The 22,682-nt window shown below is 36.0% G+C and carries 17 protein-coding genes; 13 read left to right on the top strand and 4 right to left on the bottom strand.

The annotated features are described in order from the left end of the window. Nucleotides 1-132: 132 nt before the first annotated feature. Together ACTJIW_RS13455 and ACTJIW_RS13450 are read right to left on the bottom strand one after the other, a co-directional pair. Entirely contained in the window at nt 133-702 is a 570-nt protein-coding gene (locus ACTJIW_RS13455) for a YciE/YciF ferroxidase family protein (protein ID WP_440716731.1), read from the bottom strand. 17 nt (nt 703-719) lie between these two features. Beyond that, on the bottom strand, nt 720-2,861 hold the full coding sequence (locus ACTJIW_RS13450) for a catalase (RefSeq protein ID WP_440716730.1): 2,142 nt from the start codon (nt 2,859-2,861) through the stop codon (nt 720-722). 304 nt (nt 2,862-3,165) lie between these two features. On the opposite strand from ACTJIW_RS13450, the gene ACTJIW_RS13445 reads away from it, so the two are divergent. From ACTJIW_RS13445 to ACTJIW_RS13415, 7 genes are all read left to right on the top strand, one after another. Then, complete coding sequence (locus ACTJIW_RS13445) at nt 3,166-3,345, top strand: hypothetical protein (protein ID WP_012025126.1); 180 nt, start codon at nt 3,166-3,168, stop codon at nt 3,343-3,345. A 25-nt stretch (nt 3,346-3,370) separates the two neighbouring features. Continuing rightward, a complete protein-coding gene (locus tag ACTJIW_RS13440; protein ID WP_044048343.1) occupies nt 3,371-4,027 on the top strand; it encodes a DUF6766 family protein in 657 nt (218 codons plus the stop codon). 129 nt (nt 4,028-4,156) lie between these two features. Continuing rightward, entirely contained in the window at nt 4,157-4,984 is an 828-nt protein-coding gene (locus ACTJIW_RS13435) for an STAS domain-containing protein (RefSeq protein WP_121361360.1), read from the top strand. Between the two features lie 18 nt (nt 4,985-5,002). Beyond that, complete coding sequence (locus ACTJIW_RS13430) at nt 5,003-5,401, top strand: STAS domain-containing protein (RefSeq protein WP_012025123.1); 399 nt, start codon at nt 5,003-5,005, stop codon at nt 5,399-5,401. Further along, the gene (locus ACTJIW_RS13425; protein WP_012025122.1) at nt 5,382-5,795 is read left to right on the top strand and encodes an anti-sigma regulatory factor; all 414 of its coding nucleotides are present in this window, start codon (nt 5,382-5,384) and stop codon (nt 5,793-5,795) included. The genes ACTJIW_RS13430 and ACTJIW_RS13425 overlap by 20 nt, the downstream gene beginning before the upstream one ends. Beyond that, nucleotides 5,788-6,801 carry a SpoIIE family protein phosphatase gene (locus ACTJIW_RS13420; RefSeq protein WP_440716729.1) on the top strand — a complete coding sequence of 338 codons (1,014 nt, stop codon included), beginning with the start codon at nt 5,788-5,790 and terminating at the stop codon, nt 6,799-6,801. The genes ACTJIW_RS13425 and ACTJIW_RS13420 overlap by 8 nt, the downstream gene beginning before the upstream one ends. A gap of 5 nt (nt 6,802-6,806) precedes the next feature. Beyond that, nucleotides 6,807-8,438: a sensor histidine kinase gene (locus ACTJIW_RS13415; RefSeq protein ID WP_012025120.1), complete on the top strand. Its 1,632-nt coding sequence runs from the start codon at nt 6,807-6,809 to the stop codon at nt 8,436-8,438. A gap of 46 nt (nt 8,439-8,484) precedes the next feature. Here ACTJIW_RS13415 and ACTJIW_RS13410 read toward each other — a convergent pair whose 3' ends face one another. Both ACTJIW_RS13410 and ACTJIW_RS13405 read right to left on the bottom strand, forming a co-directional pair. Next, nucleotides 8,485-9,036: a DinB family protein gene (locus ACTJIW_RS13410; protein ID WP_440716728.1), complete on the bottom strand. Its 552-nt coding sequence runs from the start codon at nt 9,034-9,036 to the stop codon at nt 8,485-8,487. A gap of 56 nt (nt 9,037-9,092) precedes the next feature. Beyond that, nucleotides 9,093-9,599 (bottom strand): Crp/Fnr family transcriptional regulator, encoded by a 507-nt coding sequence (locus ACTJIW_RS13405; RefSeq protein ID WP_440716727.1) that lies wholly within the window; start codon nt 9,597-9,599, stop codon nt 9,093-9,095. Between the two features lie 407 nt (nt 9,600-10,006). On the opposite strand from ACTJIW_RS13405, the gene ACTJIW_RS13400 reads away from it, so the two are divergent. The 6 genes from ACTJIW_RS13400 to ACTJIW_RS13375 all read left to right on the top strand — a co-directional run bounded on the left by ACTJIW_RS13400 (nt 10,007) and on the right by ACTJIW_RS13375 (nt 22,672). Beyond that, nucleotides 10,007-11,725: an FAD/NAD(P)-binding protein gene (locus ACTJIW_RS13400; protein ID WP_440716726.1), complete on the top strand. Its 1,719-nt coding sequence runs from the start codon at nt 10,007-10,009 to the stop codon at nt 11,723-11,725. Between the two features lie 180 nt (nt 11,726-11,905). Further along, a complete protein-coding gene (locus ACTJIW_RS13395) occupies nt 11,906-12,208 on the top strand; it encodes a hypothetical protein (RefSeq protein WP_440716725.1) in 303 nt (100 codons plus the stop codon). Between the two features lie 768 nt (nt 12,209-12,976). Further along, entirely contained in the window at nt 12,977-15,094 is a 2,118-nt protein-coding gene (locus ACTJIW_RS13390) for an alpha-N-acetylglucosaminidase (protein ID WP_440716724.1), read from the top strand. Nucleotides 15,095-15,385: 291 nt separating this feature from the next. Continuing rightward, complete coding sequence (locus tag ACTJIW_RS13385; RefSeq protein ID WP_440716723.1) at nt 15,386-18,397, top strand: SusC/RagA family TonB-linked outer membrane protein; 3,012 nt, start codon at nt 15,386-15,388, stop codon at nt 18,395-18,397. 19 nt (nt 18,398-18,416) lie between these two features. Beyond that, nucleotides 18,417-20,030 carry a RagB/SusD family nutrient uptake outer membrane protein gene (locus ACTJIW_RS13380; RefSeq protein WP_440716722.1) on the top strand — a complete coding sequence of 538 codons (1,614 nt, stop codon included), beginning with the start codon at nt 18,417-18,419 and terminating at the stop codon, nt 20,028-20,030. A gap of 335 nt (nt 20,031-20,365) precedes the next feature. Beyond that, on the top strand, nt 20,366-22,672 hold the full coding sequence (locus tag ACTJIW_RS13375; protein ID WP_440716721.1) for a GH92 family glycosyl hydrolase: 2,307 nt from the start codon (nt 20,366-20,368) through the stop codon (nt 22,670-22,672). The last annotated feature ends 10 nt before the right edge of the window (nt 22,673-22,682 follow it).

Below are 22,682 nucleotides of genomic sequence, written 5' to 3'. Positions count from 1 at the left end.
ATTCCGTTTATCGATAATTTAGTAAAAAGTGGATTAATCAATAATCGTTTTTAATACTACAGCACCTCCATATTAACGATAAACAAAAAAATCTGCAGCAAGTGCAGATTTTTTTATTTAATACTACAGCTGTTATTCTGCAGCTACAATATTTACGGTGTTTAATGCGACATCATTTAGTAAACAGTCTGCTTCTTTTTCTTCAGCAAGTGTTTGAGTGAGCAATTTTGCAGCATCGTTTTCTCCCAGCGTTTTTGCAAATGCTACAAGCGTTCCATAGGTTGCAATTTCATAATGCTCGATTTTTTGTGAAGCCGCAATAATTCCTGCATCACGAACTGCTCCTGGCTGTGTTTCTTCCAGAATACTGTCACCTTCTTTAAGTAATCCTGCCATTGCTTCGCATTTTTTTCCTTCTGCTTTTTCACCAAGCAGTTCAAAAACTTTTTCAAGTCTTTTTACCTGATTTTGTGTTACGGCATGATGTTCTTTGATAGCAGAAGCAAGAGCTGCATCTGTAGCATTGTTCTGCATTTTTGGCAGCGCGCCAACCAGAGCATTTTCTGCCCAATAGATATCTTTAAGGCTGTCAACAAATAAAGCTTTTAATTCTGTGGCAGCATCGGCTGCAGGCTGTACAATTCCATCGTTAGGAGTTTTGTCTGCAGGTTTTGTATTATTTGGTTTTTCTGAATTTTTCATAGTTCTTTAATTTAGTTTTAATTGTACAGATTTGGTTCGCGTTCCCAAAATCTATGTTTTCCCATTGCTTGTATAAAATCTTTCGCAAATTTTTCACTTGCAGCTTCTTTAGTAACAATAAGCCCCTCATCATCATTTGTGATTTTAGATGCGAAATTTGCGGCACTTAATATAGAAACAGCTCTTCCATCGGCTCCAATTACTTTGCAGTGTTTGTAAGCATCACTTAAAAATTCATTTACTTCATCGCTTTCTGCCAGAACAGTCAAGCCAACTCCATCTGGTATATAAACAGCATCAAACAATACAGATGATGCAGTAAGAAAGCTGAAATCTGCATGGATTTCCCCATCAGTATCCGAAATTACAGCTCCTAGATGCGGTGCCACAATACAGCCTTTTGCATCTTCCTGAAGCAATGCTTTTTTCATGTTAGATACTGCAGCTTCAGAAACTCCGTCGGCACAAATAATAGCGACTTTTCTTGATGCAATCGTTGGCGAATTAACTGGGTTTTTCAGCATGCTTAATGCATCAGATGATTTTACAGACTGCTCCACTGTGGTTGATTCCTGTTTTCCGTTTTCATTTTCAGGAGATACACCATGATTCAGCGGTTTTTCTAAAACAGGAGGAACCGTTGCCCCAAGTCCAATGGCTACTTTTTCGGCCAGTTCTTGGTCCACTTGTGATAAAAGTCCAAGCATTCTCAGTCTTATAGCTGTGGTTTCGACTTTTCCGAGTTCAAAACGAAGTGCTTTAACAATATGGCTTTTTTCTGCGGGGGTCTGACTGTTGAAGAATAATTTTGCCTGTCCGAAGTGATCATTAAAACTTTCACTTCTTTCTCTTATTTTATGCGCATCGATGCGTTCATTAAAACTGGCAAATCCTCCTTCTGCAATTTTTGCCTGATACGGACAGCCTCCTCCAAGAGAATTAGGATGATAACTGACACGTCCGGTATTAATTTCCTGACGCATATGTCCGTCACGTTGATTATTATGTACAGGCGCTACGCTGCGGTTAATAGGGATTTCATGAAAATTAGGACTTCCTAATCTTGAAAGCTGTGTATCTGTATACGAAAACAGACGTCCTTGTAATAAAGGATCATTTGTAAAATCGATTCCAGGCACTACATGTCCGGGATGAAAAGCAATTTGTTCTGTTTCTGCAAAAAAGTTGTCGGGGTTTTTGTTCAAAACCATTCTTCCTATAATTGTTACAGGCACCAGTTCTTCCGGTACCAGTTTGGTAGGATCCAGCAGATCAAATTCATATTTATTTTCGTCTTCTGATGGAATGATCTGAACACCTAAGTCCCATTCCGGAAAGTTTCCTGCTTCGATTGCTTCCCAAAGATCCTGTCTGTGAAAGTCGGGATTTTTTCCTGAAATTTTCTGTGCTTCATCCCAGGCAACTGCATGAGTTCCTAATTTAGGTTTCCAGTGAAATTTTACAAACACAGATTCGCCGGCTTCGTTGATTAATCTAAAAGTATGCACTCCAAAACCTTCCATCATACGGTAGCTTCTTGGAATAGCACGGTCAGACATCGCCCACATTATCATGTGCATGGATTCTGGCATTAGTGATATAAAATCCCAGAAAGTATCATGTGCAGAAGCGGCCTGCGGAATTTCGTTGTGTGGTTCTGGTTTTACCGCATGAATAAGGTCTGGAAATTTTGATGCATCCTGAATAAAGAATACAGGCACATTATTTCCAACAAGATCATAAATGCCTTCCTGCGTGTAAAATTTAACCGAAAATCCGCGCACATCACGTGCCAGATCTGTAGAACCACGAGATCCTGCAACTGTAGAGAATCTTGTAAAAACAGGCGTTTTAAGTCCTTTTTCCTGAAGAAAACCTGCTTTGGTCAGTTCCGGTATTGGATTAGTGACTTCAAAGAAGCCATGTGCACCAGATCCCCTCGCGTGTACGATTCTTTCAGGAATTCTTTCGTGGTCAAAATGTGTGATTTTTTCTCTAAGAATAAAATCTTCCAGTAAGGAAGGACCTCTTTCTCCTGCTTTAAGAGAATTATTGTCGTCGTTAATCTTGACACCCTGATCGGTGGTCAGAAACTTATTCGTGCCGTCTGATTTGTTGATCAGCAGATCTCGCTGCTTTTCATCCTGAAAATTTTTCATATGAGGTAATGTTATTAGTTAAAAATAGAACCTGAAAAGAAGTGTAGAAATGCAGCTTAATAAACTGTAAATCATTTTTCAGGCAATCAAATTTACCTCTACTATAATAGATTCAGTTATAGAATTACAATCTCATTTTACAGAATTAACGATTTTAAGTTATTGATATACAATTGTTTGTTTTTGTTTTGAAAAGTGTAATAATATAATAAAGCAGCACAATGATATAAAGTATTTCAATAAAGCTTGTATACCTTTAATTTCAAATTGGATATAAATAATACTATTTTTAAAATTAAATGATATGTTTAAAAAAGGCGAGAAAGTGCAGCAGGAATTTGGCGCACAGGTAATGAAAGTTATTGGTTTTGAACCGGACTTGATAGAGAATGTTGTCACAGAATGGGAGGATGAAGAAGGGACAATTGTAAAAGGAAAATTTATGGAATCTCAGTTGCAGCCTGCGGAAGATGAAAATCAGTAGTATGCAATTTTTTACACCTAAAATCATGAAAAAATTTTTACGCAATAATGGGCTTTCAATTTGTTTTTTGCTATTGTTTGCCGGCTCTTTTGCAGGACAGATTTTATTTGGATTTGCAGAACACAATAAAGATCTTTTAGAAGACGGTGCGCCGCAAATTACTCTATTTTCGTATTTCTCTACAGGACATTTTATAGAATCTACATTTGAAAATTGGGAAAGTGAATTTTTGCAGATGGCTTTGTTAGTGGTGCTGACCATTTTTTTGCAGCAGAAAGGTTCTTCAGAATCTAAAGATTTAGATAAAGAAGAAGAAGTAGACAGAGAACCATCAGCTAAAAGAAAAAATGTTCCATGGCCAGTTACAAAAGGAGGCTGGATATTAGCTGTGTATAAGCATTCTCTAAGTATTGCGTTGTTTTTATTGTTTTTTATTTCAATGGCAGCACATTTTTACGGCAGTTTAAAAGATGAAAATGAGCAGCTGGCATTAAAAGGCCTGCCTCTTGAAACTGCCTCTGCATATATAGGAGATTCGCGGTTTTGGTTTGAGTCATTCCAGAACTGGCAGAGCGAATTTTTGTCGGTTTTTGCTATAGTCATTTTTTCCATTTATCTGAGACAGATTGGTTCGTCACAGTCTAAACCTGTAGATGCTCCCCATATACAGACAGGAGAATAATTTTACAAAAAAAATCCGATTATTGATTTAAGAATTAAGTGATGTTTTTTTACAAGTTTTTTCTGAATTTAAAGAGTTTTGCTAATATTAATTGTCTACATTTACATGAATATCCAAATATCACAACAAATGCAGAACAATCTCCTGGGAAGCTTGAAAGAGCACCAAAACAAATTATTGACCACATGGTCTCAGCTTTTACAAGCAAACGGATCTACTGATGGAGCAACAGAAGAAGAAGAATCAAAGGAGTTCGCCGCTCTTTTTCTAGATGCTTTACAGCATTCAAACGGAAATACTGAATCACACGAATTCGAAAAAGTTCATGACTTGTTAATCGGAATTTCAAGTTCGAGAGGCAGACGTGGTTTTTCTCCCCGCGAAAATGCACAATATCTGATTGCTTTTAAAGAAGCAGCTTCTAAAATTCTTTCAGAAACAGCAACTGATTCTACAGAATTATACAACGCTAATTTGCAATTATCTACGCTGCTGGATAACATGACAATCTTAACTTTTGAATCGTATATGAAAGGACGTGAAGATGTCATTTCAAGACAGATTGACGAGATTAGTGAGATTTCGACACCGGTTATCCGTGTTTGGGATGGTGTTGTGGCACTTCCTATTATAGGAACCCTTGACAGTTCCAGAACACAGGTGGTAATGGAAAATCTTTTGCAGCAAATTGTAGATACAGGCAGTTCTATTGCTATACTTGACATTTCAGGTGTGCCGGCGGTAGATTCATTGGTAGCACAGCATCTTATAAAAACGGTGAGTGCAACGAGATTAATGGGAGCAGAGTGTATAATCAGCGGTATTCGCCCTGAAATTGCACAGACTGTGGTGCATTTAGGAATAGATCTTACTGGAATTATTACAAAAGCTTCGCTTGCAAGCGCTCTTCAAACAGCCTTTGAAATGTTACAGCTTACGGTTGTGAAAAGAAAATAACGAATTAAGATTACTGACATGGAAAGAATTCCAATACTCAAGATGGGAGATTTTCTGCTGGTTACCATACAGGTTGATTTGTATGACCAATTGGCTGAAAATCTTGAATCTGATTTAATTAATACTATAAACAAGAACAATTCAAAGGGCGTTTTGATTGATATATCAGCAGTTTCCATTATCGATTCCTTTATGGGAAGGATTTTGGGAAATATCGCCGTTATGTCAAAAATTATGGATGCACAGACAGTAGTGGTGGGCATGCAGCCTGCGGTTGCTATTACACTGGTTGAACTTGGATTATCTTTAAACGGTGTTATTAGTGCTTTAAATGTTGAGAAAGGCATGGATTTGCTTCGCGCGAAAATGTACAATGGCGATAACGAGGAGCAGACGTATGACGACAGCAACGAATAAAGAAGAACTGCTTATTGTAAAAGAGCAGGATGTAGTTCCATTACGCAACCGCGTAAAGGAGTATGGCGTAAAAATTGGAATGAGTATTTTAAACCAGACCAAATTGATTACTGCTACAAGCGAACTTGTCCGTAATCTTCTGAAATACGGCGGAGGAGGAAAGGTTATTATAGAATCTGTAAGCAACGGCCGTGATCTTGGAGTACGCGTAACTTTTATTGATAAAGGACCGGGCATAAAAGATATTTCTCTGGCCATGCAGGATGGTTACAGCACCGGAAAAAGTTTAGGCCTTGGCCTGCCGGGCACAAAAAGGCTGGTGAATGAATTTGATATACAAACAGAATTAGGAAATGGTACAACCGTTACTATAATAAAATGGAAAAATGGATAATACTTTTTCCGTTTACAAAATTGATGATCGTAGTCTTGTCGCGTTCATCAAAAGAGAAATACATAATTTAGCACTTCAGTTAGGTTTTAAACCGCATAGAGCTGCTGAAACCGATATTATAATTGCCGAACTTACTTCTAATCTTATTAAATATGCAGGAGGCGGTGACTTGTTGTATCGATCACATCATAATGGAAGCTGTAATGAGATAGAAATATATTGTCTTGATAAAGGAACTGGTATTGAAAATATTACCAAGATAATGAAAGACGGTTATTCTACCTCGAGTACATTGGGGCAGGGAATTGGCGCTATTAAAAGATTAAGCAATGATTTTCAGATTTATTCCATGCGCGGATGGGGAACTGTCCAATATATTAAAATTTGTGATAAAACTGATCTTTGTATTCCAAATACCAATACAGGGTTGGACATCTCGGCATTAAGCGTAAACTATCCCGGTGAGCGCGTGTGCGGAGATGGATATCATATTAAATATACCAGAAAAGGTTTCCAAATTTTTGTTGGAGACGGATTAGGCCACGGGGCAAATGCTCACGAAGCAGTAGAACAGGCAGTCAGGGCTTTTAAGCAATGCGCTGAAAATGATCCTGTAGCAGTGCTTCGTTATGTTCATGAACATGTTAAAAAAAGCAGAGGACTTGTCGCTACTATTGCAGCTGTCGATTTTGAAGCAGAGACCTGGAATATCTGCGGGATAGGTAATATCAATACACGTATCTACAACGGACTTGATAACAAAACCTATACCCCGTATAATGGTATTATAGGTCACAATATTCCCCGCACGATCAATAGCACAGTTGTTCCCTATCAAAAACATCAGATTATTATCATGCACAGCGATGGGCTTCGAACAAGATGGAATTTAAGCGAACTTAATTCTATAATTAAACAGAGTCCGGCCATTATTGCCTCTGCCTTGTATAAAGACAATGTGAGAGGAACTGATGATGCTACGGTTCTGGTTGGAAAAATTATTTAAGCTTTATGAAGGAAATTGTAAAAATTAATCTAGACAATGAAATGGACCTCATACTGGCTCATAAACGGTCAATGAAAATTGCTGAAATGTGCGGTATGCCGCTTTCGGCTCAGACCCGTTTTTCTACAGCTGTTTCAGAAGTGGCGCGATGCTCCATTGCCAATGGGAAAAATTCTGTGCTGGTTTTGGGAATTAATACCATTAGAGCAAGCCACAAAGAAATAATGGCTGTGCTTACAGATAAAGTCGATCTTAAAAAATGCAATCCTGAAGCCTATAAATATGCTGCCAAAATATCAGGCAATATAGAATATAATTATGCTGACAACAAATCAGTAACAACTTTAAGCCATCAAGTCCCGTCACCCGGGCTTCTTTCAGATGCAAAGATCAATACTCTGGCAGATTATTTCAAATACGAACCGCCAATTTCTGCTTATGATGAAATCAGAAAAAAGAATATTGAGCTTGTAGCGCTTTCAGAAAAGCTGGGAGAAAGTGAGAACAGGTATAGAAACTTAGTGGATACAATTCCCGTTTTAATCTGCATAGTTAATGACCGAAACATGGTGCTGCTGGCAAATAATGCATTTGAATTTTATCTAAAAGTTCCTTTACTTTCTTTTGATAAAAAAAGCCTGAGCGCATTTATACATCATGACGATGTACAGCTGATTATTGAAGGATGGAGTAATGCAAAAAAAAATAGAGGAGATTTTTCTGCCGATATTCGTATTAAAAAAGAAGACATTTATATTTGGCATAATATTTCTATTATGCCAAATAAAGCCGAAGATGGTTCTGTAGGCAGCTGGCTTATTTATTTTGTAAATAATAATGCCCAAAAAATGATTGTTGAAGCGCTGAAGGATAATTCAGAGCTTAGAAAAATTCAGCTTGAGCTGGAAAGTGCGAACTCAAAACTCCAATTCAAAAACAAGGAACTGGAACAGTTTGCCTTTATAACAAGTCATGATCTTCAGGAGCCGCTGCGAAAAATCATGATTATGATTTCAAGAGCAGCAGAACATTTGACCGAGCAGCAGAAAACGCTTTATTATTTTGATAAAATTACGATGGCAGCCGGCAGATTATCTAATTTGATTTCAGACGTTCTTAATTACTCCCGTGTCAATAATCATGATAAATTTACTGCAGAAGTTGATCTTAATGATATCGTTGCACAGACTTTAGAAGATTTGAGTCTTATTATTGAAGAAAAAAAAGCCGTTGTAAATTTAAGTCCGCTTCCAGCTGTTAATGGAATAGGGACCCAGCTGCGCCAGCTGTTTTATAATTTAATAAATAATGCATTAAAATTTAATACAGCACACCCGGCAGTAAATATATCGTACCGTCTAATTTCAGCCCAAAGCAACACCTCTTTTGATCCTCAGGCTCCGTCAGGGAATTTTCATGTAATTTCCATTGAAGATAATGGAATTGGAATGGACAGCGAATATTCAGGACGAATTTTTGATATGTTCCAGCGCCTGCACCAAAGGGATCAGTACAGCGGGAATGGTATTGGGCTGGCCTTGTGCAAGCGTATTATTGAAAACCATAACGGAACCATTAATTTTACCAGTATACCAGGAAAGGGAACAACTTTTTGGATCTACCTGCCAAAAAATTAAAGCTTGTATTTTATAATCTTATAGCTGTTTATCAATTTTTACAATCTTAAGAGATTTTAGCCAGCGATTGTATTTTTTCTATCTGCTTTAAATGTCTTATAATATGATTAATGTAAAATTCAAAAGTATCGCCTAGTTTTAGAGTGATTAATCTTGAGATCGATATTTTAATTTTTACTTTGTTTAAACTTACATTTCGCGATTGTTTTAACAAATCAAGCAATTTGAACTGCTGCTTTATAAATTGGTCAACAACCGTTTTGTCAAGTTTTTCGTTTAAAGGATTTTTATCCTTAAAAGTTTTCATTTTATTTAATTTCTCTTTGGGCAGCATGCTTTTTGCAAAGTAACTCCCTATTAATCCGCTTTTAAAATCAATTTCAGAACTGCTGTCAGCATTTTTGATTTTGTTTTCTATTTCCGGCAGATAAAAATTCCCGTACCTGTTTAAATGTTCGAGGCATTCAAGAATGTTCCAGGAAATCTCATCTTCTTTCCAGGTTAATACCTTTAAATCATACGTTTTTAGTTTTTCCGCTTCCTGTATAATCTTTTCTGTCTGCTCTAAAAGAGCCATAATAAATTTTTCTGACTGCATAAATTTAATTTTTATGTAAAGGTCAAAAAATAGATTTTTATAAATCTTGATTGAAATCAAGACTTTTTCAGGCGTGATAAAGTTTCAGGACTCATTCTTAAATAATTTGCAATGTGCCTGTTTGGAATTTCCTGAAAAAGCTGCGGACTTCGTTTTAAGACTCTTTCATATCTTTCTTTCGGCGAATTTTTCAGAAGGTCAATTTCGCGTTCCAGCTGTTGGACTCCAAGATTTTCCAAAATTTCAATCCATAAAATCTGGTTGTTATTAAAGGCTAAAAATTCATTAATCTGTTTTTTGGTTATCACTTTTAAAACTGTTTTTTTTATGGCCTGAATGCACAAATTAGAAGATTGTCCCGTTAGAAAAGAATCAAGTGCTACGATTAAGTTTCCTGTATATCCAAATCTAATGTTTTGCTCATCGCTGCCGTCCAAAACAAAAATTCTCATGCTGCCGCTTTCTATATAGTACAAATTGGTATCTATACTGCCATTTACTTTCAGGAATTCATTTCTATTAATGGTTATCTCTTTGTCTGAAAGCGCTATGATTTCTTTCATTTTGTCTTTGTTTGTGGGTTAGGGATCAGCTGCGATTACAAAAATCTATAAATTAGATTCATATCACATCATAAATTTAGTTTTCTTTCAAACGGAATTTACTGAATTTCAAAATTAATAGTTGCTAATAATATTAGAAAAATCGGTAAAGCCATAAATAATTCAAACTTAAAATAAATGATATCATGTAATTTATAGATAAGATTCTGTAAGAGGCAGATCTTTATTTGATTTAAATTTATGTCTGGAATGCGAAAATTTGAAAGTATAGGATAAAAAGCTGAATACTGCATTTCATCTTCAGGTTATCAGTGTCAAACACATTATAAAAAATAGAAATACTGCTGTTAGACATCAGTGGTTTTTACTTGAAGATAATAATCCGAACCTTATAAAATGTAAATTCAATGACCGCCAACAATAAAAAACGTATTGCAATTATAGGAGGAGGTCCAAGCGGACTTTTTGTATATAAAAGATTGGTTGAATCTGGAAAGAATAATTTTGAAGTAGAGATCTTTGAACGTAAAGCACAGCTTGGTTCAGGAATGCCATACAGCAGTGAAGGTGCAAACAATGAACATATTACCAATGTTTCCGGTAATGAGGTTCCGAATATTGTGATTCCAATGTCTGAATGGGTTCACATTGCGCCTCCGGAACTTCTTGAAAGATTTAAAATTAATCCGCATAAATTTAACGATTACAAAGTATTTCCCCGATTGTTTTTTGGGGAATATCTTGCTGCACAATTTGAAATGCTGATAGAGGCAGGATCTAAAGCCGGAATCAGTTCAGAAATACATTTTCAAAGTGTAGTAACTGATATTAAGTATGATACAAAAAGCAGTACAGTAGAGATTCAAACCGAAGCAGGGCAGACAAAAGTATTTGATTCAGCTGTTATCTGCACAGGACATAACTGGCCGAGAACTCATGAAGGAAAAATTCCGGGTTATTACGATGCTCCTTATCCTCCGCAAAAACTAGTGCAGAAGTTTAATCATACTGTTGCAGTTAAAGGCTCTTCTTTGACAGCGATAGATGCAGTGAGGACTATTGCAAGAAACAATGGTTCATTTGAATCAGACAAAGACGGGAACTTACTTTTTACTTTATTCCCTGAAAGCAGCGAATTTAAAATTATGATGCACTCGAAAAACGGTATGCTTCCTGCTGTACGATTCCATCTGGAAGATTCGCGGCTTTTCAATGATTCTTTATTAACCACTGATGAAATAGAAGATCACAGAAAAAATAATAATGGTTTTTTGTCGCTGGATTTTGTATTTGAAAAGAATTTTAAAGAGATATTCCGTGACAGGGATTATGATTTTTATGAACGCATCAAAGATTTATCAATTGAAGATTTTGTTGAAGAAATGATGAAACTCCGCGAGCGTTTGGATCCCTTCCTGCTTTTAAGGGCTGAATATGCCGAGGCAGAAAAATCAATTAAGAGACAGGAATCGATTTATTGGAAAGAGATGCTTGGTGTGCTTAGTTTCGCCATGAACCATCCTGCAAAATATCTTTCAGCAGAAGACATGCAGCGGCTGCAGAAAGTCCTCATGCCGCTTATTTCAATTGTAATTGCTTTTATTCCGCAGAAATCCTGTGAAGAACTTCTCGCTCTTCATCATGCAGGTGTGCTTGATCTAATTTCTGTAGGTTCTGACAGTACAATAGAACCCCAGCTTAACGGCGGAATAGTATATCACTTCAGTGATGATGATCAGAAAAAACATTCAGTTTATTATAAAACATTTATTGACTGTGTAGGCCAGCCTCACCTTGAATACAATAATTTTCCTTTTAAATCACTGTTGTCACAAAAAGCCGTAAGTCCTGCACGTTTAAAATTTAAATCGAACCAAGCCGGTCATGCTGCCTTTATACTCAATGAGAATTTAGTAAAAAAAGATGAGGCTGGTGACTATTTTATGAATGTTTCAGGCATAGCCATAAATGACAATTTTCAAGTTATTGATCAGTACGGAGCCTACAATAAAAACCTGTACATTATGGCGGTGCCGTACATAGGCGGACTTAATCCTGATTATTCTGGCTTAGATTTTTGTGAAGCAGCTTCAATGCAGATTATTCAGAATTTCTTGCAGGATTAATTAATTTCTAATCTTTTCTTGATTTAAAAATCAACACTGTAACTGATTTGCTGTAATCAAACAATTAGGCATGAAAAACATAAAATCAAAGAAATCACACTAAGGAACTTTTAATAAATTATTGTTTTAAATTAGTAGAACACTGTTCAGACGGACATCATAACTATAATACGAAAAATCATGTACAAACACACTATTATATTCAAAACAGGGCAGTTGCTGCTTCCTGAAAAAACTGATCTTCATTTTGTCACAGATCTGCTGCACGTTGGACAGCTTGAACTTGATTATATAGGGAGCACCGCAGCTGTAAACAATAAAAATGCTGAAGAAGCCACGCTGCTGGTATTCCATTTTAATACAGATCAACAGCTGGATTACAGTATGCAGGAATCAGAAATTAACCATCTGCTGTCAGAGTTGCTTAAAAATGGGAATCCTAAAATCAGCACAAGCGACAATGACATAAAGGTTGATCTTTAATATGATATTTAGAAACTTTTGTTGAATATCCGCCTAGCCAGCTTCCTGCGAGTTTCTCACTTGATCAGGTTTAAAATGCCGTAAATAAAAAGATAGAAGAAGGCATGAGAAAAAATAAAAAATAGATTACTGAAAAAATCCAAACAATACAGACTCCAGAAATAATTTCATTTTTGGAGTTTTTTTATATATAAATGTTTCTTTAACATCTTTTTTTTGTTTTAAAGATTTAGTAAATATTTTTCCTGTCTCAATTTTTGCAGTATCTCAAATTCCAAACGAATTAATCTCATCCTCTTCATTTTTAATTCGTGTCTCAATAATTTTATTGTGACCAATCAACTGTTGTTTTTCTTGAGCATTTGCAGTAAAAACACAGTAAAGAAATACCCGCTGAAAGGAGAAATAAAGATTTCATATAGTTTAGAACCAAAAAAATGATCCTCGCTAAAAGGTTCTACTTCATTTTTGCTTTGTATTATGAAAAGAAACTGTATAAAATGTCTATGCTTTTGATTGATAAATCCATCTTATAGAATCACATTATATATACATTTATTTTTCAGTTCAAATCCTATTATTCCATACCGAATTTTATTGAACAAGATTATTAATTATTGGTAATAGATTTTTGTTTTTATTGGGAGATTACCTGTTTAATCTCCCTTTGTTTTATGGTAAGATGATTTGAGATAATAATGATATCCAATTTATATGAAAAGAGAGAATTTTAAAATTAAAAAGAGCAATTCCTTAAAATTGCCTGTAATGTTTTTTTTGCTGTTATTTTTTTATGGCAGTAAAGGGTACTCCCAGAATAATGAAAAAACAAAAAGTGCTGCAGCAGTTATAGAAAGACTTGTCGGCCTTCGTGTCAATGAATTTGAACTGCATATTGTTGAAAACAAAAATGAAAACAAAGATTGGTTTGAAATTGAAACTACAGACAATCTTGTAAAAATTAAAGCTTCAAATAACACAACAATCTGTTATGCGGCATACAACTTTCTGCGAGATATTGGAGCAGTTTTAGTGAGCTGGGAAGGAAACAGAATCAATCTTCCAAAGTCATGGCCAAAATATTCTAAAAAAGGTGACACTCCGTTTCCGTATAGAGAATATCTAAATGCCTGTACTTTTGGATATACCACGCCTTGGTGGGATTGGAAACGCTGGGAGCAGGAAATTGATTGGATGGCACTGCACGGAATTAATCTCCCAACCGCAATGGAAGGGCAGGAAGCAGTATGGCAGGAATTATGGAAAGAATACGGATTAACCAGCACGCAGTTAGAAGCGCATTTTGCAGGACCGGCATTTTTGCCATGGCAGCGCATGGGAAATATAAACAGTCTCGAAGGACCATTGCCGCAAGAATGGTTCAGTAAAAAAGAAGAACTGCAAAAAAAGATATTAGAAAGAATGCGTGCTTTAGACATGCATCCTGTTGTGCCGGCTTTTAGCGGTTATGTTCCAAAGGCTTTCGCCGAAAAACATCCCGAAGCCAAAATAACCGAACTCAATTCTTGGTCTGGCGGCGGTTTTGAAAGTACTTTTCTGCTTGATTCAAAAGATCCTTTGTTTAAAAAAATTGGAAAACGTTTTATAGAAATCTATACCAAAATGTACGGAAAGTCTAATTTTTATTTGGCTGATTCTTTTAACGAAATTGAACCGCCGGTTTCTGAACACAATAAATATGAAGAACTTGCCAATTACGGAAGTGCTATTTATGAAACCATAAATGAAGCCACTCCGGGAGCAGTTTGGGTAATGCAGGGATGGCTTTTTGGAGACAACAAAAATTTCTGGACAAAAGAAGCTACAAGCGCATTTCTAAGCAAAGTTCCAAATGACCGATTAATGGTTCAGGATTATGCCAATGATAGATATAAGGTATGGGAAAATCAGGAAGCATTTTACGGCAAACAATGGACTTACGGATATGTACATAATTATGGAGGATCGAATCCGGTATATGGAGATTTAAATTTCTACAAAAATGAATTGGTAAGTCTGCTCAAAAATCCGCATAGAGGAAATGTCGTTGGCTACGGCGCGATGCCAGAAGGATTAAACAACAATTCTATTGTTTATGAATTTATTTATGATCTTCCGTGGAGTAAAGGAGAGCAGTCTGTTAAAGACTGGCTTACAAATTATTTAAACGCAAGGTACGAACAAAAGACATCTGATTCTGTTTTTAAGGCTTGGGAATTATTATTAGAATCAGTTTACAGTACCAAATACTGGGAAACCAGATGGTGGAATGACAGGGCTGGAGCTTATTTGCTGTTTAAAAGACCAACGGCAACAATTACAGAATTTAAAGGAAATCCCGGCGATAAGAAAAAATTAAAAGAAGCTTTGGACATTCTAAAAACAGAAGCTAAAAAATACAATAAAAAGAACTTTATACAATATGATTTAATCGATGCTTCAAGACATTATTATTCACTTTCTATAGATGAAGACTTAGTCGAATGTGTAAAAGCCTATCAGCAAAAAGACATTTTAAAAGGCGATCAGTTATTTAAAAAGATAGAGAAGCAAGTTTTAGAAATAGATAAATTAATGTCTGGACAGCCGCTAAACAGCTTGAATTATTGGGTTAAGTCGGCAGCAGAATATGGAAGCACACCTGAAGTTTCTAAATTATACGTAAAAAATGCTAAAACATTAATTACACTGTGGGGCGGAGAAGGTCATTTGAATGATTATGCTTCAAGATCATGGCAGGGAATGTACAAAGGCTTTTACTGGCCAAGATGGAAAATGTTTTTGACGGCTTTAAAAAATACTGTGGTCAACAATACACCATTTGATGAAACAAAAGAAAGAGAAGCAATTAAAAATTGGGAAATAAAATGGACAAAAAACAATTAAATGAAATCTCTCAATTGTAAATAATACGTAAATAAGCAGAAATAACAATCAACTGAAAACTAGAATGAAACAATGACAAACCATAATCTTAAAATATATGAAATGAAATTTTACGAAATCGATTAATTAGTAAGTTTTTAATTATAGAAATTTATAAAAATAACTTAGCGAACCCTTATTATCATTGACTTTATTGAAATTATCCATGTTTATGAATAACTTGTCCATTTGTTAACATTTCTTTACCATTAATTTCGTCAATACTATTTAACCAATTAACCAAACATTAAAATGGAAAAACTTAAACTTTTATTATTAGCCTTATTCTTTGGCTTCTCCATTAATACCTGGGCACAAAAAACAGATGTGTCTGGTGTAGTTTTAGATGACAAAGGAATTCCACTTCCAGCCGCTAACGTACTAGAAAAAGGTACGAGTAATACTGTAACGACAGATTTTGATGGGAAATTTAAAATTTCGGTTTCAAACAAAAATGCAACTCTGGTATTTTCTTTTATAGGATTTGAAGATCAGCCAGTAAAATTAGACGGAACAAAAACAAATCTTTCCATAAAGTTACAATCGGGTACTACTAACCTGGAGCAAGTTGTAGTAGTAGGTTATGGTAAAGGTTCTCGTAAAAACTTAACTACAGCTGTAACTTCTATAAAAGCAGATGAATTAAACCGAGGTGCTATCAGCGATGTTGGACAGCTTTTACAAGGTAAAGTTTCTGGTTTAAATATTTCATCCAGCGGCGACCCTACAAAAACGGCTTCTGTAGTTTTACGTGGAGCATCTACATTAAATAGTTCGCAAGGTCCTTTTTATGTAATTGATGGAGTTCCTGGAGTAGATATTTCTATTATTTCTCCAGATGACATTGCTACGATCGACGTTTTAAAAGATGCCGCTGCAACAGCTATTTATGGTAACCGTGCTGCAAATGGTGTAATCATGGTAACTACCAAAAGAGGAAGTAAAGACAGAACACAGATTGCTTATAATGGATATTATGGTTTTGAAGAAGTTTCGAACGAACTGAATATGATGAATGCAGATCAGCTTAGAGCTTTTACGACTAAAAACAATCTGAACTTTACGCCGGAAAATGATAAAGGAGCTAATACAGACTGGCAGAAAGAAATTTTAAGATCAAGACGTGCAGTATCCAGCAGTCATAATATTTCGATGAGCGGCGGCGGCGAGCACGGAAATTATACGGCAAGTATTACTTCGATCCAAAAAGAAGGAGTATTGTTAAAAAGTGATTTCTCTCGTGTTATTGCCCGTTTATCTGTAGATCAATATGCTTTTGATGACAAACTTAAAATAGGTCTTAATGTTACCAACTCCACAAGTAATTATACCAATGTTCCACAACGTAATACGGTACTTTTACAAGCGGTAAGCCACCTTCCGGTTTCACCGGTAAGAAATCCTGACGGAAGCTTTTTCGAAAACTTTGTAAGCACAGGATATTTTAACCCAGTTGCTTTAATCGAGCACGGAACAGACGAAACAAAAACAAATAATCTTGTTGGAAACATTACTGCAGAATTAAAACTTCCTTGGGGTTTTACGTATAACTTAAATGTGGCACACCAAAGATTATCTACATCTCATGGAGAGTTTTATGATAGTTATTATTCAAGATACAATAGTGCGAATTTTTACAACAATCCAGATCCGCCTCAAACAAAAACGTTGATTAATTTTGGTGTAAATGGTTCTGCATTAAGAAATTCGTATGATAATACAAATAACATTGTAGAAAGTTTCCTAAACTGGGATAAAACTTTAGGCGGCCATAAAATAAAAGCTGTTTTAGGATATTCATGGCAGGAAAACACTTATGGTGACGGATTCCAGGCAACAGCAACTAATTTTCCTGTAGATAATGTTGGGTACAATAACCTTGCTTTGAGCAACTATACTTCTGTAAACGGATATGTAGTAAATTTTGGAGACAGTAAAGCATATCAAAAAACACGTTTAATTGGAGAATTCGTTCGTTTAAACTATGGTTACAAAGACAAATACCTTTTACAGGGAACATTAAGAAGAGACGGAGGTTCTATGTTTGGAGCTAATAACCGCTGGGGATTTTTCCCTTCTGTGGGTGGAGCTTGGAGAGTTGACAAAGAAAACTTCATGAAAAATCAAAACTTCTTTACTGACTTAAAATTCAGAGGAAGTTATGGTGTAACAGGAAACTCATCAGGATTTAATGCTTATACTGCACAGTTTATCTCAGGAAGTGTTGGAACTTTTTATTACAACGGACAGCAGATTGGAGCTTACGGGCCAAATCAGGCAGCAAATCCAGATTTGAAATGGGAAAAAACAGCAACAGCAAACATTGGGGTTGACTTTTCTATCTTAAAAGGAAAAATTACAGGTTCTGTTGATGTTTACGACAAGAAAACAACTGATATGATTTTTAACTATGCTGTAAATCCAGTGCTTGTGCCAGTAGGAACAATTGTAGCAAACGGAGGAACAATGTCTAATAAAGGTATTGAGGTTAGTTTAGGAGCTACACCTGTAAAAACGGCAAATTTCAGCTGGTCTACCAACTTGAATTTGGCAAGCAACAAAAACAGAATCGTGAAATTGACAAATCCGTTATTTATTGGTGGAGACTCTATCAGAAGAGTGCAGCCTGACGGAGGCGGACAAACAGGAAGTACTTTACAGATTTTTAAAGAAGGAAAACCTCTTGGACAGTTCTTTACCCTTAAATATGCAGGAAAAGATGCAAACGGTGTTTCACAGTACTACGATAAAAATGGAAATTTAACAACAACACCATTAAACGGAGTAGATTATCATTATGTTGGCGATGCACAGCCAAAACTATTATTAGGATGGGGAAATACGTTTACTTACAAAAAGTTTGATTTAAGTGTGTTCTTCAGAGGAGTATTCGGAAACAAAATTTTCAATGCAACACGTGCCGATTTATTTAGGCCGAGTACCGCAATGACCACAAATATTTTGGTAGACGCTCAGGACGAATCGCCAAATGATTTGAACTCTTATAAATACTCGTCAAGATTTATTGAAGACGGAAGTTATTTAAGATTAGACAACATGACTTTAGGGTACAATTTTGGTAAAGTCGGGAAATTTATACAAAGCGTTCGTGTTTACGAAACGATAAATAACCTTTTTGTAATTACCAAATATTCAGGAATTGATCCGGAAGTTGAACAAGGAGGAACCGCTCCGGGTGTAGATTCGAACAACTTTTATCCTAAAACCAGAACTTTTATGTTTGGTTTAAACGTAATTTTCTAAAAAGTAAACTGAAATTATCATGAAAAATATATTAAAATATTTAGGACTCCCAGTACTTGCAGCTGGTTTGTTATGGTCGTGCGAAGATCTTGATGTGCCTATTACAACGCAGTTAACACCAGAAGTTTTCCCTCAAAATTCAACACAATATATTCAAACAACAGGACCGGTTTATGCCGCGTTTAGAGGTGAGTTTTCATTTGCCTGGTGGTGGTCGCAGTCTCTGTCTACAGACGAAGCAATACTTCCGGCAAGAGGAGGAAACTGGTTTGATAACCGAAATTATATTGCGATGCATTTTCACGATTGGAATGCAGATAACGGAATAGTGGGAAGCCTTTGGGACTGGACTTCAAAAGTTATTGGGTTAAGCAATCAATCCATTTCAATTTTGAACCAGTCAATGCCGGAAGGATCAGATAAAGCAACTCTAATTTCTGAATTAAAAACCATGCGTGCCATTTCGTATTTTATGATGATGGACAGTTATGGAGATGTACCGTTAGACACTGTTTACGGAGATTTTACAGCTCATGCTAAAACACCTAGAAAAGAGGTTTTTAATTTTATTGAAAAAGAATTAAAGAAAGCAATTCCGAATTTGAACGCCGCATCTGGAGTTACAACTTACGGAAGACCAAATAAGCAAACTGCAAATGCAATGCTTGCAAAATTATATTTGAATGCAGCAGTGTATACAGGAACAGAACGTAACAACGATTGTATTGCAGCCTGTGATCAGGTAATTAATTCAGGATTATATTCAATTGAGCCAAGAGCGACTTACCTTCAGATGTTTTATCCTAACAACGGACCACAGATGAAAGAGTTCATTTTTGCCATTCCTTACGATCCTGCAGCGGTTACAGTAGGTTTCAACGGACAAATGTATCATGCACGTTATGATGTGCCTCGTTCTGAAAGAGCAAAATTTGGTCTGCCTTTTACGCCTAGTGCGCCTAGAAGCACCCTGCCAGAATTTTATGCTTATTTTAATGATGCGAATGACATTCGTAACAAACAATGGCTTACAGGTTTACAATATTTGAATGATGGTGTAACGCCTGTAATGGTTACAACAACTAAAAAAGGATACGATCAGTTTTACACAGGATCAGACGGAAGTGCAGCTTATACCTATCAGGTTAATTTGACGCCAAATATTATACCGCGCCAGAGCGCTACATTGTTTGATTTAGGAAATGACGAAATTGCCTGGAACATGGGGTATAGAAATATAAAATTCTATCCGGACAATACATCAACAAGCCGTAATCAAAATAATGATGTACCGTTTTTACGTTATTCAGATATACTTTTAATGAAAGCAGAAGCCATTTTGCGCGGCGGAGCAGTAACTCTGGGACAAAGTTCAGATGCGCTGGTAAATATGGTTCGTTCTAACAGAACTACATCTGCAGCGTTGAGCGGTGTAACTTTAGAGCAGCTTTATCAGGAAAGAAGCCGAGAATTTGCACAAGAAGCTTGGCATAGAAATGATATGATCCGTTTTGGAAAATATGAAGGAGCATGGGGATACAAAACAAATACAGATGTTTACCGTCGTGTTTTCCCAATTCCAACAAATGCAATGGTTTTAAATCCGGCTCTAACTCAGAACGACGGATATTAAGATAACAATTTAGTTTAGTACGCGCCTTGTCAGCATTTTAATTTTAAAAGGAGAGGAGAGCAAAACTCTTCTCCTTTTTTACTAAGGTAAACTGATTTCGTAGTTGCTCATGAAAATCAGTTCAGTTTTTGTTTGTTTGAATGAACACAAAGCTTAGTTGAATGTCGTTTCGGAAAAATCATTGAAAGATTAAGCTTTGTAACATTCTTTAAGTTACTGTTTTGAGAATTTATTGCAATTCTCACAGGAAATCCTTTGCCTTAGATTTTCGATTAAAAAAAATCAAAACAAACAATCCTGCTCAAAATCACTATTGCCCCATCAATACAAGAATAATGGAATTAAAAAAAATCTATAAAATAGGACATATTGCAATAAGTCTAACACTTATTTTTTTAGTGTCATGCAGCGCTCAGAAAAAACTTTCTCTGCAAAAGAAACAAATTTCAGATATGGTTTATCCGCTGCTGGACACCGAAAATTCAAGATGGTTTTACTTTTCATCAGCAAGCCGTCCTTTTGGTATGGTAAATTTAAATCCCGATACAGAAATTAAAGGAGATTGGGGAGGCGGTTATAAATATACGACAGATACAGTCAAAGGTTTCAGCCACGTACACGAATGGCAGATGTCGGGTGTATCCGTAATGCCTGTAACCATTTCGGAGGAAAATAAAAAAACTGTTTTCAAAGATTTTTACTCAAAATTCAGTCATGATACAGAAATCATAACACCAGGATATCATTCATTAAAACTCGATCGATATCAAATAACAGCAGAATTAACCAGCACACCAAGAGTTGGTTTTCATAAATATAGATTTCCCGAAAAAGCACAAAAAGCAGTTCTTTTTAATTTGAACACAATTTTGGGACCCTGCGAAAACACAAATGGGAAATTAGAAAAAAACAATGATTTTGAATTTTCAGGATCTTTAGTTTTAAGTACTAATTTCAGACGTCCAAAACCATTAACTGTATTTTTTAAAGTTAAAACAAGTGAGCCAATTTCTTCTGTTGAAAGAGACAATGTTACAGGGAATTATTTGATTCATTTTAATAAAACCAAAGAACAAGTATTAATGAAAGTCGGCATTTCTTATACCTCAATTGAGAATGCTAATAACAATATTGAAACAGAATTACCGCATTGGGACTTCAATAAAACAACTGCCGATTCTCAAAAAGAATGGAGCAATTTGTTAGGAAGAATAAAAATAGAAGGCGGAACAGAAACTGACCAAAGAAGATTTTACACTGATTTATGGCATGCTCTGCAGGGAAGAAAAATGATTAGTGATGCAAATGGAGCCTATCCTGATAATACAGGGGACATATTCAGGATAGGACATTTGCCTTTAAAAGCAGACGGAAAACCAAAATTCAACCACTATAATTCAGATGCTTTTTGGGGAGCGCAATGGACCATCAATAACCTTTGGGGATTGGTATATCCTGAAATTATGGAAGAATTTGTGTATTCGCTGATGCAGTATTACAAAGACGGAGGAATAATCCCGCGCGGTCCTTCTGGAGGAAATGATACGTATGTAATGACAGGAGCTTCGACAACCCCCTTTATTGTCAGCGCGATTCAAAAAGGAATTGTAAAAGAAAATCTGGAAGAAATTTACATCGCACTTAAAAAAAATCATATGCCCGGCGGTATTATGGAAAAAGCCGGATATGAACACAATACCAATATTGGCGGAGGCTTAAAGTATTATTTAGAAAAAGGATATGTGCCGTATCCGCTTCCAGACGGCAATTTCGGAAGCCACGAAGACGGTGCAAGCCAGACTTTGGAATATGCGTATCAGGATTGGACTTTGGCGCAGCTGGCTAAAAAACTCAATCATGACGAAGATTATCAATATTTCATAAAAAGAGCCGAAAACTATAAAAATGTTTTTGATACTGAAATAGGCTGGATGCGTCCGAAAAACGCAGACGGGAAATGGCGTGAAAATTACGATCCGTATCAATACGAAAACGGATTTATAGAATCAAACGGTGCGCAGTCAACGTGGTTTGTACCGCATGATATTTTAGGTCTGGCTGATTTAATGGGAGGAAAAGAAAAAGCAGCGGCAAAATTAAATGCGCAATTTGAAACCGCTAAAAAACAAAATTATACTTCTGGCACATCGCACGATGCAGAATTACACCCGGAGTTTAGCAGAATTCCTGTAAATTTCGGAAATCAGCCGTCTATGCAGACTTCTAATATCTTCACCATTTTAGGAAGACCAGATTTAACACAGTATTGGACAAGAAATGTGGTAAAAGAAACCTTCAGCGGTTTATCGCCAGTAACAGGTTATAACGGAGATGAAGATCAGGGATTAATGGGAAGTCTGAATGTTTTGTTGAAATTAGGTTTGTTTCAAATGAATGGAGGAACAGACCAAGACGCTGTTTATCAAATAGGAAGTCCGATATTTAATAAAATTACGATAACATTAAATCCAAAATATTATTCAGGAAAAACATTTGTGATTAATGCTCAGAATAATAGTCCTGAAAATGTGTATATCAAAGACATAAAATACAACAACAAACACGTAAAAGATTTTACACTAACCCATAAAGAGATTACAAACGGAGGAGAACTGATCCTGCAGATGTCAGCAAGAAAGTAAAAATAAAGAA

The sequence above is a fragment of the Flavobacterium sp. 22659 genome (assembly GCF_052044235.1).
In the GTDB taxonomy this organism is placed as follows: Bacteria; Bacteroidota; Bacteroidia; order Flavobacteriales; family Flavobacteriaceae; genus Flavobacterium; species Flavobacterium johnsoniae.
This window is presented reverse-complemented; position numbering and strand designations above follow the sequence as displayed.

What these genes read in the sequence shown, in the direction of transcription:
- ACTJIW_RS13405 (WP_440716727.1), bottom strand. Translation starts at nt 9,599, where the DNA reads ATGAAAGAAATCATAGCGCTTTCAGACAAAGAGATAACCATTAATAGA.
- ACTJIW_RS13395 (WP_440716725.1), top strand. Translation starts at nt 11,906, where the DNA reads ATGTACAAACACACTATTATATTCAAAACAGGGCAGTTGCTGCTTCCT.
- ACTJIW_RS13415 (WP_012025120.1), top strand. Translation starts at nt 6,807, where the DNA reads ATGAAGGAAATTGTAAAAATTAATCTAGACAATGAAATGGACCTCATA.
- ACTJIW_RS13400 (WP_440716726.1), top strand. Translation starts at nt 10,007, where the DNA reads ATGACCGCCAACAATAAAAAACGTATTGCAATTATAGGAGGAGGTCCA.
- ACTJIW_RS13445 (WP_012025126.1), top strand. Translation starts at nt 3,166, where the DNA reads ATGTTTAAAAAAGGCGAGAAAGTGCAGCAGGAATTTGGCGCACAGGTA.
- ACTJIW_RS13435 (WP_121361360.1), top strand. Translation starts at nt 4,157, where the DNA reads ATGCAGAACAATCTCCTGGGAAGCTTGAAAGAGCACCAAAACAAATTA.
- ACTJIW_RS13380 (WP_440716722.1), top strand. Translation starts at nt 18,417, where the DNA reads ATGAAAAATATATTAAAATATTTAGGACTCCCAGTACTTGCAGCTGGT.
- ACTJIW_RS13450 (WP_440716730.1), bottom strand. Translation starts at nt 2,861, where the DNA reads ATGAAAAATTTTCAGGATGAAAAGCAGCGAGATCTGCTGATCAACAAA.
- ACTJIW_RS13410 (WP_440716728.1), bottom strand. Translation starts at nt 9,036, where the DNA reads ATGCAGTCAGAAAAATTTATTATGGCTCTTTTAGAGCAGACAGAAAAG.
- ACTJIW_RS13425 (WP_012025122.1), top strand. Translation starts at nt 5,382, where the DNA reads ATGACGACAGCAACGAATAAAGAAGAACTGCTTATTGTAAAAGAGCAG.
- ACTJIW_RS13430 (WP_012025123.1), top strand. Translation starts at nt 5,003, where the DNA reads ATGGAAAGAATTCCAATACTCAAGATGGGAGATTTTCTGCTGGTTACC.
- ACTJIW_RS13420 (WP_440716729.1), top strand. Translation starts at nt 5,788, where the DNA reads ATGGATAATACTTTTTCCGTTTACAAAATTGATGATCGTAGTCTTGTC.
- ACTJIW_RS13385 (WP_440716723.1), top strand. Translation starts at nt 15,386, where the DNA reads ATGGAAAAACTTAAACTTTTATTATTAGCCTTATTCTTTGGCTTCTCC.
- ACTJIW_RS13440 (WP_044048343.1), top strand. Translation starts at nt 3,371, where the DNA reads ATGAAAAAATTTTTACGCAATAATGGGCTTTCAATTTGTTTTTTGCTA.
- ACTJIW_RS13375 (WP_440716721.1), top strand. Translation starts at nt 20,366, where the DNA reads ATGGAATTAAAAAAAATCTATAAAATAGGACATATTGCAATAAGTCTA.
- ACTJIW_RS13390 (WP_440716724.1), top strand. Translation starts at nt 12,977, where the DNA reads ATGTTTTTTTTGCTGTTATTTTTTTATGGCAGTAAAGGGTACTCCCAG.
- ACTJIW_RS13455 (WP_440716731.1), bottom strand. Translation starts at nt 702, where the DNA reads ATGAAAAATTCAGAAAAACCAAATAATACAAAACCTGCAGACAAAACT.